11 protein-coding genes are annotated in these 12,444 nt (G+C 50.3%); 10 read left to right on the top strand and 1 reads right to left on the bottom strand.

What is annotated here, in order from left to right; all coding sequences use genetic code 11:
• Window positions 1–8: 8 nt before the first annotated feature.
• The 3 genes from groES to HG1285_RS16835 all read left to right on the top strand — a co-directional run bounded on the left by groES (window position 9) and on the right by HG1285_RS16835 (window position 3,890).
• Window positions 9–320 (top strand): co-chaperone GroES, encoded by a 312-nt coding sequence (gene groES, locus HG1285_RS16825; RefSeq protein ID WP_008285821.1) that lies wholly within the window; start codon window positions 9–11, stop codon window positions 318–320.
• A gap of 28 nt (window positions 321–348) precedes the next feature.
• Window positions 349–1,986: a chaperonin GroEL gene (groL, locus tag HG1285_RS16830; protein WP_008285820.1), complete on the top strand. Its 1,638-nt coding sequence runs from the start codon at window positions 349–351 to the stop codon at window positions 1,984–1,986.
• A gap of 113 nt (window positions 1,987–2,099) precedes the next feature.
• The gene (locus HG1285_RS16835) at window positions 2,100–3,890 is read left to right on the top strand and encodes a SulP family inorganic anion transporter (RefSeq protein WP_008285819.1); all 1,791 of its coding nucleotides are present in this window, start codon (window positions 2,100–2,102) and stop codon (window positions 3,888–3,890) included.
• A 4-nt stretch (window positions 3,891–3,894) separates the two neighbouring features.
• Here HG1285_RS16835 and HG1285_RS16840 read toward each other — a convergent pair whose 3' ends face one another.
• Complete coding sequence (locus HG1285_RS16840) at window positions 3,895–4,839, bottom strand: UDP-glucuronic acid decarboxylase family protein (RefSeq protein WP_008285818.1); 945 nt, start codon at window positions 4,837–4,839, stop codon at window positions 3,895–3,897.
• A gap of 41 nt (window positions 4,840–4,880) precedes the next feature.
• Here HG1285_RS16840 and coaE point away from each other — a divergent pair, with 41 nt between their 5' ends.
• From coaE to HG1285_RS16875, 7 genes are all read left to right on the top strand, one after another.
• Window positions 4,881–5,471 carry a dephospho-CoA kinase gene (coaE, locus tag HG1285_RS16845; RefSeq protein ID WP_008285817.1) on the top strand — a complete coding sequence of 197 codons (591 nt, stop codon included), beginning with the start codon at window positions 4,881–4,883 and terminating at the stop codon, window positions 5,469–5,471.
• Window positions 5,468–5,989, top strand: coding sequence for an NTPase (locus HG1285_RS16850; RefSeq protein ID WP_008285816.1), 522 nt, complete (start codon window positions 5,468–5,470; stop codon window positions 5,987–5,989). Before coaE ends, HG1285_RS16850 begins: the two co-directional genes overlap by 4 nt.
• A 46-nt stretch (window positions 5,990–6,035) precedes the next feature.
• A complete protein-coding gene (locus HG1285_RS16855) occupies window positions 6,036–8,096 on the top strand; it encodes a cation-translocating P-type ATPase (protein WP_032496247.1) in 2,061 nt (686 codons plus the stop codon).
• Window positions 8,097–8,147: 51 nt separating this feature from the next.
• Window positions 8,148–9,740 (top strand): phosphoglycerate dehydrogenase, encoded by a 1,593-nt coding sequence (gene serA / locus HG1285_RS16860; RefSeq protein ID WP_008285814.1) that lies wholly within the window; start codon window positions 8,148–8,150, stop codon window positions 9,738–9,740.
• 171 nt (window positions 9,741–9,911) lie between these two features.
• Window positions 9,912–11,090 (top strand): hypothetical protein, encoded by a 1,179-nt coding sequence (locus HG1285_RS16865; protein ID WP_008285813.1) that lies wholly within the window; start codon window positions 9,912–9,914, stop codon window positions 11,088–11,090.
• 36 nt (window positions 11,091–11,126) lie between these two features.
• Window positions 11,127–11,846, top strand: a complete 720-nt coding sequence (locus HG1285_RS16870) for a PD-(D/E)XK nuclease family protein (RefSeq protein WP_008285812.1) — start codon at window positions 11,127–11,129, stop codon at window positions 11,844–11,846.
• Window positions 11,821–12,426, top strand: coding sequence for a hypothetical protein (locus HG1285_RS16875; RefSeq protein WP_032496246.1), 606 nt, complete (start codon window positions 11,821–11,823; stop codon window positions 12,424–12,426). The genes HG1285_RS16870 and HG1285_RS16875 overlap by 26 nt, the downstream gene beginning before the upstream one ends.
• The last annotated feature ends 18 nt before the right edge of the window (window positions 12,427–12,444 follow it).

Below are 12,444 nucleotides of genomic sequence, written 5' to 3'. Positions count from 1 at the left end.
AGGCACCGATGGCAAAGCTGAAGCCCCTTTACGATAAGATCGTGGTCAGGAGGTTTGAGGAGCAGGAGCAGAAGACTCCTTCCGGGATAATAATACCGGACACCGCCAAGGAAAAGCCCCAGATGGGCGAGGTTGTGGCGGTGGGAGAAGGCAAGCTCCTTAACAACGGAGAACTCAAGCCCCTCAAGGTCAAGGAAGGGGACGTTGTCCTCTTCAACAAGTATGCCGGCACAGAAGTTGAGCTTGACGGTGAACAGTACCTCGTCATGTCCGAGGACGAAGTCCTCGCCATAGTTGAGGATGCAAAAGTTCCTGCCTGATAAAAAACCAAAGAAGGAGGTGTGAGAGATGGCAGCAAAGGGAATTATCTATAGTGAAGAGGCGAGAGCTAAACTCAAGTCTGGTGTTGACAAGCTCGCAAACGCTGTCAAGGTTACCCTCGGTCCCAGAGGTAGGGAGGTAATCCTCGGGAAGAACTGGGGAACTCCCGTCGTGACCAAGGACGGTGTGACCGTTGCCAAAGAGATTGAGCTCAAGGACAACTACGAGAACATAGGAGCCCAGCTCGTCAAGGAGGTTGCCTCCAAGACCGCGGACGTAGCCGGTGACGGAACCACAACCGCCACCATACTCGCTCAGGCTATATTCCACGAGGGTCTCAAGGCTATAGCCAGCGGTGCTAACCCCATGGACGTCAAGAGGGGTATAGACAAGGCTGTCAAGAAGGTCGTTGAGGAGGTTAAGAACCTCTCCGTAGAAGTCAAAGGAAGGACGGAGATAGAGCAGGTTGCCGCCATATCCGCCAACAACGACCCCGAGATAGGAAAGATAATAGCGGACGCCATGGAGGCTGTCGGGAAGGACGGAGTCATAACCGTTGAAGAGTCCAAGTCTGCAGAGACCACCCTTGAGACCGTTCAGGGTATGCAGTTTGACAGAGGATACCTCTCTCCCTACTTCGTAACCGACCCTGACAAGATGCAGTGTGTCCTTGAAGAGCCTTACATACTCATATACGAGAAGAAGATATCCAACATAAAAGACCTGCTACCTGTCCTTGAGCAGGTGGTAAGGGCAGGCAAGCCTCTCCTCGTCATAGCTGAAGACGTTGAGGGTGAAGCACTCGCTACGCTCGTCGTAAACCACATAAAGGGCGTTCTTAAAGCCTGTGCCGTTAAGGCTCCCGGATTCGGTCAGAGGAGGAAGGACTACCTCCAGGACATAGCCGTGCTGACCGGCGGAACCGCGATAATGGAAGACCTCGGAATCAAGCTTGAGTCCGTGACCCTTGACATGCTCGGAAGGGCTGACAAGGTGGTAGTTGACAAGGAGACCACCACCATAGTTGGTGGTAAAGGTAAAGAAGAGGACATAAAGGCAAGGATAGAGCAGATCAAGAAGCAGATACAGGAGACTACCTCTGACTACGACAGGGAGAAGCTCCAGGAAAGGCTCGCCAAGCTCTCCGGCGGTGTTGCCGTCATAAGGGTCGGAGCTGCTACCGAGGCTGAGCTCAAGGAGAAGAAGGCAAGGGTTGAGGACGCAGTCCACGCAACCAAGGCAGCGGTTGAAGAGGGAATAGTTCCCGGTGGTGGGGTCGCTCTCGTGAGAGCTTCAGAAGACCTGGACAGCGTGGATGTGGACAACGAAGACCAGAGGCTCGGCGTTGAGATAATCAAGAAAGCCTGCAGAACACCCCTCAGGCAGATAGCCTACAACGCTGGATTTGAGGGCTTCGTAGTCCTTGAGAAGGTGATAGAGCTCGGCAAGGAGAAGGGCAAGAGCTGGGGATTCAACGCAGCCAACGGTGAGTACGTGGACATGATGGAGGCTGGAGTGATAGACCCCACCAAGGTCGTCAGGACGGCGATAGAGAATGCGGCGTCGGTTGCAGGAACGATGATAACCGCCGAGGCTGTCATAGCTGACCTCCCCGAGGACAAGAAGAAGGACATGACACCTACCGACATGCCCGAGCTTGACTAACCGTTCCCTATTGTTTACAGCTTGGAAGGGGCGCTCAGCGCCCCTTTTTTATTGACAATTAAAAATTTCTTATAACACGAATTTCAAAAGTTGTTTTATAATTTTTAAAACCGATGAAAACTGAGAGTTTACCCGTATATTTCGGTTTTCCCTTTCCCCAGTGGTTTAAGAACTATTCCAAAGATTCCTTCCTGAGAGACCTGATAGCTGGCATAACCGTCGCTGCGGTTTACGTTCCTCAAGCTATGGCTTACGCTCTCCTCGCGGGAATGCCTCCCATAACGGGACTCTACACTGCCTTCATAGCAACCATAGTAGCAGCTCTCTTTGGAAGCTCAAGGTTCCTTGGCACTGGACCCGTTGCAATGACCTGCCTGCTTTCCGCCTCGGTGTTGTATGGGCTTCAGCTTGAGCCCCAGTCAGACCAGTGGGTAGCCTACATGGGTCTACTCGCCCTTATGGTCGGGATAACGAGGCTTGCGGTGGGAATGTTCAGGCTGGGTTTCGTGGTTGACCTGATATCTAACAGCGTGGTCATAGGCTTTACCGCCGCGGGAGCGCTCGTTATAGCCCTGTCCCAGTTCAAGCACATGCTCGGTTATAAGGTGGTTAACAGCACCCACATATTCACAGTGCTTGCCGACATAGTTAAGAAGATTGAGCTTACGAACCCCTACACCGTGGCTATAGGTGTGGGCGCTTACCTCGTGATATGGGGGTCTAAAAAGATAAGCCCTTACCTTCCGGGCGCTCTGATAGCCGTTGCCGCCACCTCAGTTATAACCTACCTGTTCAACCTCACAGAGAAGGGTGTTGCCATAGTGGGTAAGGTTCCCCAGGGACTCCCCGACCCTACCGTTCCCCCGCTGGACCTGCAGATGATGAGCCAGATGTGGGGAGGTGCCCTCGTTGTTGCCTTCTTTGGACTCATAGAGGCTGTTGCCATAGCCAAGACCCTCGCCATAAGGACGGGGGATAAATGGGACCCAAACCAGGAACTCATAGGTCAGGGGCTCGCAAACATAGCGGTGTCCTTCTTTAAAGGTTTTCCGGCGGGCGGTTCCTTCTCAAGGTCTTCCCTGAACTTCGCCCTCGGTGCCAAGTCTCCCCTTGCGAGCATAATAACGGGTTCTCTGGTAGGTGTTACCCTGTTCCTGCTCGCACCAGCCTTTTACTACCTTCCTAAGGCTACCCTTGCCGCCGTGGTGCTCTCCGCTGTCATAAACCTCATAAGACCTCAGGACATTTTGAGGCTGTATAGGATAAACAAGATAGACGGAGCGGTGGCGGGTCTAACCTTCGTATCTGTCTTCTTCATGGATCTGTGGGTCGCCATAACGATGGGCGTTATCCTATCCCTTGGAAGCTTCGTTTACAGAACCATGTATCCGAGGATAGTGATACTCTCCAGAGACCCTGAATCAAGGACGTTCGTCAACGCTGAGAAGAGAGAGCTTCCCGAATGTCCCCAGATGCTTTACATAAGACCCAACATGTCCATCTACTTCGGTAACGCTCAGTACGTTTACGACTATGTTATAGAGAAGGCTCAGGAGAGACTGAGAAGGGGACCTCTCAAGTACGTCCTGATAGACATGGAGGCTGTTAACTATACCGATGCTACGGGCTCCGAGACGATAATAAGACTCATAAAGGCTCTCAGAGAGCTCGGTGTTGAGGCTGCGTTTGCCAACATAGGTTGCGATGTGTTCCCCTTACTTGAGAACGCAGGATTTGACAAGGTGGTCAAGCACGAGCTCGTCTTTGACTCCAAGGGGCAGTCCATAATTGAGCTCTTCAAGAGGCTGGATCACGATTACTGCAGGAAGGAGTGCCCTTACGTCATATTTGAGGAGTGCCGCACCGTTAAGGATGGAGTGGCTGAGGCTAAGAAGACCGCCTGAGGTATCATCCTGCTACGAGTTTTTCTCTGAACCAGTTTACGGTTCTCTTAAGACCTTCCTCTATTGAGGTTTCCGGTTCCCAGCCTATAACCTTCTTTGCCTTTGTTATGTCAGGCTTCCTGCGATCGGGATCGTCCACGGGTCTGTCTGTGAACACTATCTCTGATGGACTGCCGGCTATATCTATGATTAGCTTTGCAAGATCAAGTATGGTGTGTTCCGTGGGGTTGCCGAGGTTGAAAACTTCCCCCGATAGACCTTCCTCTATCGCGAGCCTGTATATACCCTCAACGAGGTCGTCTATGTAGCAGAAACTCCTCGTCTGGGAGCCATCTCCATAAACGGTCAGGGGCTTGCCTGTGATGGCTTGATATATGAAGTTGGGGACAACCCTGCCGTCGTTGACCCTCATTCTGGGACCGTAAGTGTTGAATATCCTCGCTATCCTCGTGTCTATCCCGTGCTCTCTGTGGTACGCCATGGTCAGGGCTTCGGAGAACCTCTTTGCTTCGTCGTAGACGCTACGGGGTCCTATGGGGTTGACTCTGCCCCAGTAGGTCTCGGGCTGGGGGTGAACTTCGGGATTCCCGTAAACTTCAGAGGTTGAGGCGAAGACGTAGCGTGCACCTTTTAACTTTGCAAGTCCAAGGGTGTGCAGGGTTCCCATGGAGTCCACCTTCATGGTGTGAATGGGGTGATTCATGTAGTCCACAGGAGAGGCGGGGCAGGCGAAGTGTAGTATGAGGTCAAGCTCTCCCTCAAGGTATATGAAGTTAGTGACGTCGTACTTGAAGAACCTGAAGTTGGGGTTTCCGAAGAGGTGGGAGACGTTGTCTGGAGAGCCCGTCAGGAAGTTATCAAGCCCTATGACCTCGTGCCCTTCCCTGAGGAACCTGTCACAGAGGTGAGAGCCTATGAATCCGGCCGCACCCGTTATCAGAACACGCACGGAGGACTATTTTAACAGCCTGTGAGAGAATTTATAGAGGAATGAAAAAGGTCGCGCTCACGGGGAACATAGGTTGCGGCAAATCAACGGTGGCGGGTATATTCAGAGAGCTTGGAGCCTATACGGTTGACGCCGATGAACTGATACGCTCCTTTTACAGAAAAGGACACCCCGTTTACGAGCAGGTGCTTAAGGAGTTTGGTGAAGGGGTACTCTCACGGGAAGGGGACATAGACAGAAGGAAACTCGCCGATGTGGTATTCAACGACAGGGAGAAGCTCAGGAGGCTTGAGGAGATAACCCATACAGCTCTGTACAGGGAACTTGAGGAGTTGTTCAAGAGGTTACCGCCTTCGGCAGTGGTCGTGGTAGAGGCGAGCCTGCTGATAGAGAAGGGAACTTACAGGAACTACGACAAGACCGTCGTCGTCTATGCCCCCTACGAGGTCTGCAGAGAGAGGGCACTCAGAAAGGGCTTCTCCGAAGAAGACTTTGAGCGGAGGTGGAGGAACCAGATGGACATTGAGGAGAAGGTGAAGTACGCCGACTACGTCGTGGATAACTCCGACGGGCTTGAGGAAACCAGAAGGCAAGTTGAAGAGATATACAGGGATATAAAGGAGGATCCATGAAAGTTTTTATAACAGGAATGCCCGGGGTTGGAAAGACGACCCTCGTCAGGAGGGTCGTGGAAAAGCTCGGAGACAGGGCAATAGGCTTCTGGACGGAGGAGGTCAGGGACAAAAAGACGAGAAGGAGGGTAGGTTTTAAAGTAGTTACAACCAACGGAAAGGAGACCCTCTTTGCAAGCAAGAGGTTCACCTCAAAGAAGCTCGTGGGCTCTTACGGGGTGAACGTAAAGAGGTTTGAAGAGACGGTGCTGCCCCTCCTCAGGAGGGCTTTGAAGGAGACGGACAAGGTTGTGGTCGTGGACGAAGTCGGTAAGATGGAGCTCTTTTCTAAGGAGTTTAGAGAGCTCGTAAGGGAGCTGGCTCACAACCCGAGGGTTAAGCTTTTAGCAACCCTGCCCGTAAGGGATGTTCACCCCCTCGTCAGGGAGCTCAGGAGACTACCCGGGGCTGTTATCATAGAGTTGAACAGGGAAAACAGGGAGGGAATGGACGAGGAGGTTCTGAAACTTTTAACGTGAAATTAAAGAGTTGTATTAACACTGGGGAGAGCCTAAGCTTTTTTAGATGAGGCGGACTTTAAAAGTTGAGGGCATGACCTGTGTGAACTGTGCCCGCACCATAGAGATAGCTCTGAAGAGGAAGGAGGGAGTCAGGGATGTTGAGGTATCCTTTGAGCTCGGGAGGGTGAAGGTTGACTTTGACGAGAACAAGGTATCCGAGGAAGACATAGCGAGGACTATAGAGGAGCTCGGTTACAGGGTTCTTGAAGAGGAAGGGGGAAAGGCTGAGAGCTACCTCCTCCTATTCTCAGGACTTTCAGCCCTTCTCATAACTGCACTTATGTTCTACCCTGTTCCCTACGGTCTTTACGTCCAGTTCCTTCTATCAACTCTCGTTCAGGTCTTCGGTGGGTGGAAGTTCTATAAGGGAGCCTACAACTCCTTAAGAAACGGCGTGGCAGGGATGGACGTCCTCGTCTCCCTGGGCACCACTGGGGCATACGTGTACAGCCTCCTGACCCTTCTGGGCTTTATCCCCGGCAGTCCCTTCTTTGAGACCAACACCTTCCTTATAACCTTCGTCCGGGGCGGGCGTTTTATAGAGGAAAGGGCTAAGAAGAGGGCGCTCAGGCTACTCAAGAGCATGCTCACAGCCCAGCACTCCGAGGTTTCAGTCCTTGAAGATGGGAACGAGGTAAGGAAGAACGTTCGGGAGCTTATGAGGGGCGAGGTCATAGTTTGCAGACCCGGAGACCTGATACCCATAGATGGCGTCGTTGTTAAGGGCAGAGGGTATGTCTCAGAGGCGGTTCTGACGGGTGAGCCCGAGCCCATACTGAAGGAGCCCGGCGACAGAGTCATAAGTGGTTCAATCCTTGAGGATGGTCTTCTGGAGATCAGGGTAGAGGCAAGCTACGAGAGCTCTTACCTTTCAAAGATAAACAGGATGGTGGAGAGTGCCCTCTCAGAGAAGCCACGCATCCAGCGTATCGCCGACACAGTTTCCCACTACTTCGTTCAGGCTGTCGTGGTTGTGTCGGCGGCGACCTTCTTCCTCTGGGTTAAGCTCACCGGCAGCATGGAGATGGCTGTTCAGTTTTCCCTCGCCGTCCTCGTAATATCCTGCCCCTGTGCTATGGGTATAGCCACACCCCTTGCGGTGGTGGTGGGAATATCAAAGGCGCTGTCCAGAGGCATTCTTATAAAGAAGCCCTCTTCCCTTGAAGTGTTTCCCCTCATAAACGCCATAGTATTTGACAAAACGGGAACCCTTACCGAGGGTAGGTTTCAGGTTGTCAGGTACGAACTGCGTTCCTCGGAAGCCCTGGACATAGCATACAGCATGGAAAGCTTCTCCAACCACCCCATAGCCAAGGCTATAAGGGATTTCGCCAAGAAGAATGGCGCAAGGAAGGTTGAGCTGGTGGGATGCAGGGAGGTTCTCGGAAGAGGGGTGGAGTGCGGAGAGTACTTTATAGGGGAATACGAAGATGAAAACATACCCGAGGACGTATGGAAGGCGGTCGCTCTCAGGAGGAACGGCGAGGTACTCGCCGTCTTTTATCTGAAGGATACCCTCAGGCAGGAGGCGAAGTTCGTAGTCAGCGAGATGAAGAAGCTCGGTCTGACCACCATACTCCTATCCGGAGACAGGACTGAGACGACGAAGTTCGTCGCTAAAGAGCTCGGCTTTGACAGCTTCTTTGCAGAGGTTAAGCCAGAAGAGAAGAAGGAGATGATAAAGGGTCTCCAGGAGGAAGGTTTGCGAGTTGCCATGGTGGGCGACGGGGTTAACGATGCGCCAGCCCTCGCCCAGTCAGACCTCTCCTTCGCGGTTCCCCACGGGGTTGATATAACCAAGCAGGTGGGTGATGTGGTTCTGCTCTCGGGGGTTGCAAAGCTGCCCGAGTCCTTCCGCTTGGGTAAAAAGGTGAACTCAAAGATAAAGCAGAACCTCGTATGGGCTTTCTTGTACAACGTTGTGGGCATACCTGTCGCCGCCGGTCTATTCTATAAGTACGGTGTATACCTGAAGCCGGAGCTGGCGGGTCTTCTGATGGCTCTATCCTCGGTCAGCGTTGTAGCCAACACGATACTTCTGCAGGCGGGCTCGGGTAGAGACTGACAATTGATATATAATAATTTCCTCTAAACAACCCTTTTCGGAGGAAAGAAATTGCACAAGGTGCTTATAACCGACCCGATAGCTTCCAAAGGAATAGAGCTTCTCCAGAAAGAGCCAGATATAGAGGTTTACAACGAGCCGGAGATACCTTACGAAGAGCTCCTTGAGATAGTTGAAGACTTTGATTGCATTATCACCCGTTCAAGGACACCGGTCACAAAGGAGCTCCTTGACAGGGCTCAGCGTCTAAAGGTTGTCGGAAGGGCTGGTGTTGGTGTTGACAACGTTGACATAGAGGAGGCTACCAGAAGGGGTATTCTCGTTGTAAACACCCCGGGTGCGAACACCATAGGTGCGACCGAGCTCACCATGATGCACATGCTTACCATACTGAGGAACGGGCACAGGGCTCACGAGTCCATACTTGAGCACAGGTGGGACAGGAAGAAATTCATGGGAACGGAGCTTTACGGAAAGACCCTCGGGATAATAGGTCTAGGGAACATAGGCTCCCAGGTCGCTATAAGGGCTAAGGCTTTCGGGATGACCGTTCTCGCCTACGATCCCTACATACCCCGTGAGAAGGCTGACAGGCTCGGCGTCAGGCTGATGGACAACCTCCAAGACATGCTCAGAGAGATAGACGTCCTCACCATACACGCACCCCTCACCCACGAAACGAGGAACATGATAGGGGATGCCGAGTTTGAGCTTATGAAGGAAGGCGTGTTCATAGTCAACTGTGCGAGGGGAGGGATAATCAACGAGGAAGCTCTAATAAAGAACCTTGAGAGCGGTAAAGTTAAGGGCGTAGCCCTTGACGTCTTCTCAAAAGAACCTCCCCCACCCGAGCTCGTGGACAGGCTCAGGAAGTTTGAGAACGTGTCCCTATCTCCTCATATAGGTGCCAACACCCATGAGTCCCAGGAGAACGTTGCGGTTATAGTCGCCCAGCAGGTTATAAAGGCTCTCAAGGGTAAGTCTCCCGAGTACGTTGTGAACGCACCCTTCCCAGACCTCTCCGTCCTCACACTCATAAAGCCCCACCTTGACCTTGCGGAGAAGATGGGCAGGTTCATGGTTCAGTGGGCTGAAGAGGGGATAAGGGAGGTTCACATAGAGGTAAGAGGGGACATCTCTGAGCACTTCCACCCCATATCCGCCGCTGTTCTAAAGGGTATTCTTGAGGAGGTCGTTGACTTTCCCGTGAACATAATAAACGCCACCTACGTGGCAAGGGACAGGGGGATAAAGGTTGAAGAGCTTTCCTCCGAAGACACACCCGACTTCAAGCACTACATAAAGGTCGTGGTTAGGGCTGACGGCTCTGAGAAGGTCGTTGCAGGAACAGTCCTTGAAGGTCAGCTCCTGAGGATAGTTCAGATAGACAAGTACAGGGTGGACATAGAGCCTGAGGGAATACTCCTAGTCTTTGAGAACAAGGATGTTCCGGGGGTTATAGGTAAGATAGGCTCTGTCCTGGGCAGTGCCAGCGTGAACATAGCTGGCTTCAGGCTCGGGAGGGAGAAGAAAGGGGGTATAGCCCTTGGGATACTGAACCTTGACGACCAGGTTCCCGAACACGTTATAGAAGACCTGCGCGGAATACCAGAGATACTCTTCGTAAAGCAGGTGGTTATGTGAATTAAGTGAATCTGGAAAGCTTTTTCCGGCGCTGTGTCCAAAAGAGGTTAATAATATCAATTACTTACACTCACACACTTCAACATGTTGATATACAAACATTTAACGAGAAGGCGCAAAGCCGCTTTTCTACGTTATAGACAAAGACGACGTTTAATAGGAGGTGGTGTCATGGCGGTGAAGTTTTATTTTCAGAAGGATAGGTACGGGGTTGAGGAGCTTGAGCTAAAGCGCCTTACTCTGCTCCATGGGGGAACTTTCAGGCAGAGGAGGGAGATTCTAATTTCAATTTACGCACTCTTCAAGGTGCTTGAGTATGTGAGAGAGGGTAGGTTTGCGGATGATCTGTGGGAGGAGATTTTCTTTGAGTACACCAGCATAGGAAAACAGGTTCCTTTCTGTATCTCCATAGAAGCGAATGGGCTTGCAAGGGCTTTAGAGACCCTTTACAGGTGCTTTGCCGAGCAGTTAGTGAAAGAATGGCTTGGATACTCCCCTCTCCTTCCCAAGCTTGAGCTTATTCCCGAACATACCGACAGGGTGTTTGTGGGTCTAAACAAAGGTGAGTCTATACAGATTTCTTTTGAAGGGGAAAACAGAGAACCCTCCGGGCTCGCTTACTTCATAGACGATTGCGGCACCTTCAGCTTCAGAGGAACTCTCGCAGAGTGCATAATGGACATGTTTGATGAGGTTTTTATGAAAACATCTTCAGAGTTCTACTCTGAACACACTGGAGCTGTTTACTTCCCGGTTGAGAGACAGAAGTTGTCCGAGATTGACAAACCCCTGAATGTGCCCGACTGGAAGAAAGTTAAAACCGAAAGTATAGGGTACTTTTGTGACATGATAGGGAAACACTTTATAAAGCAGTTTAAGCCAGAAAGCGAACTTGTAAAAGAGTTTGTGAAAAAGTGTGCTGTCCCGGTAGCCCTTATGTGGACGCTGAGGGGTTTTCCTTTTAAAGAATACGGAGAGTTCGCAAGTGCTCTGCTTGATGACAGGAAGTTTGGCTTTACAGAAGAGTTCGTTCCTGTTCTTATAGACGAGGAAGGAGATATACCGCTCAGCAAGGCAGAGGGTCATGTTAAGGATACAGCTTACCTACTTGCCGCCCTTGACTGTCTGTCTATGAAAAGGCTTTTCGTGGAGGATGTGGACAGGCACAAGGACTATGAACACCAGGACATCATGAAGATGCTCTTTGATGAACTTCTGGGTTTTGATAGCGTATTGGCTCATTCCCTTAAAAGGGGTGTTCAGCTCTTTGCTACCTGCGAGGGAGATTACCTGCCATGGCAGTTTGAAGACTACGATAGGGAGCTAACAGGGATTTACAGGCTTAGCTGATTGGTGTTAGAAATGGCTTTATAGGGAGGTGGAGATATGACAGAAGCTGAATATAAGCAGAAACTGGGTAGGTTCTTCGGTGACCTGCTCTTTAGATACCGCATAGCCAAGAGCGTGAAGGCTCAGATGGACAGATACCTTGCCTCGGACTTCAACCTGGTGAGTCTACTTGCACCGGGAGAGGAAACCATATCAAGGCTTATAGCTCTTTTGCTTGAACCTGATGGTGTTCACGGACAAGGGAAGGTATTTTTGGAGAAGTTTGTGGAGATTTTGAGAAAAAATCTGAAGAAAAGAGGTGTTGAGAATCCTATGGAAGACGTCGGAGAGTTTTGTAATGCCAAGGTTGAAACCGAACACAGCACGGACAAAGGTGGGAGGGTAGACATCTTTATTGACTTGCCGAACTTTGTTATAGGGATAGAGAACAAGATAAGGGCGAGAGATCAAAAAGACCAGCTCAAGAATTACAACGAGTATTTGAAAAATAAGAGAGAGAGTTACCTGCTGATTTTCCTAACCTGCGATGGCAGGGAGCCTTCAGAGTGGAGTATTCCAAAAGGAGAAAGAGCTGAGCTCGAAAAATCAGGAAAGCTCATAACACTAAGTTATGGGGAATTTCTTAAATCATGGCTAAAGGAGTGTTTAAAGGAGTGTGAAGCTGACAAAGTCAGGTGGTTTATAAGGGACTTTATCAGCTGGATAGAAGAAAACTGCAAGGAGGTGAGCGATGATGGACAGAAAGAAGATAATTGAGGAGTATCTGTTTGAAGGAACTCCTGAAGAGAAAAAGGAGAAGTTTGAAATTGCGTGGGATGTGCGGGAAAGCTTTGATAGTATAAGGAGCGGACAATCAAAAACCAAAGTATTTGAACCACTTGCGAGTAGAATAGAGAAAGATCTTCTTGAGGAACCCTTTAAAATTACTTATCTTGACTGGGGCAGTGTTTATGTTGCTAAACGTGAATGGAGACAGGATGAGAAAGACAGAGGAATCTATGCAATATGTGTTGAAAAATGGAATAGAGGCTGGCCTACTATAGGTATAGTCAGGAACAAACCATTTACTACAGACACTGAAAAGCAGATAGGCGATATATTGTCAAGGCAAAACTTTAGACCTACACAGTGGTATTTAGGCTACATACCAATACCAGACTGGAACTATGGTGATTTAAGAGATTATTATCGAATAGTGTTGCTAAATCCATTGGAGATTGTAGATTTCTTCTTCAACTACTTTAAGCAAGTATATGAGATAGTTAGAAAGACTCCAGGTTTAGAGCAGTTACTTGATCGTTCAGTAGAGGAAAGAAAAGCACAGGTTCAAAAGTAAATAAAGGCTGAATGGAGG

It is taken from the genome of Hydrogenivirga sp. 128-5-R1-1 (assembly GCF_000171895.1).
This window is presented reverse-complemented; position numbering and strand designations above follow the sequence as displayed.

Excerpts from the sequence above, each read along its gene's own strand:
- coaE (WP_008285817.1), top strand. The coding sequence starts at position 4,881 with ATGAAAAAGGTCGCGCTCACGGGGAACATAGGTTGCGGCAAATCAACG.
- HG1285_RS16870 (WP_008285812.1), top strand. The coding sequence starts at position 11,127 with ATGACAGAAGCTGAATATAAGCAGAAACTGGGTAGGTTCTTCGGTGAC.
- HG1285_RS16865 (WP_008285813.1), top strand. The coding sequence starts at position 9,912 with ATGGCGGTGAAGTTTTATTTTCAGAAGGATAGGTACGGGGTTGAGGAG.
- groL (WP_008285820.1), top strand. The coding sequence starts at position 349 with ATGGCAGCAAAGGGAATTATCTATAGTGAAGAGGCGAGAGCTAAACTC.
- HG1285_RS16875 (WP_032496246.1), top strand. The coding sequence starts at position 11,821 with ATGATGGACAGAAAGAAGATAATTGAGGAGTATCTGTTTGAAGGAACT.
- groES (WP_008285821.1), top strand. The coding sequence starts at position 9 with ATGGCAAAGCTGAAGCCCCTTTACGATAAGATCGTGGTCAGGAGGTTT.
- HG1285_RS16835 (WP_008285819.1), top strand. The coding sequence starts at position 2,100 with ATGAAAACTGAGAGTTTACCCGTATATTTCGGTTTTCCCTTTCCCCAG.
- HG1285_RS16855 (WP_032496247.1), top strand. The coding sequence starts at position 6,036 with ATGAGGCGGACTTTAAAAGTTGAGGGCATGACCTGTGTGAACTGTGCC.
- HG1285_RS16850 (WP_008285816.1), top strand. The coding sequence starts at position 5,468 with ATGAAAGTTTTTATAACAGGAATGCCCGGGGTTGGAAAGACGACCCTC.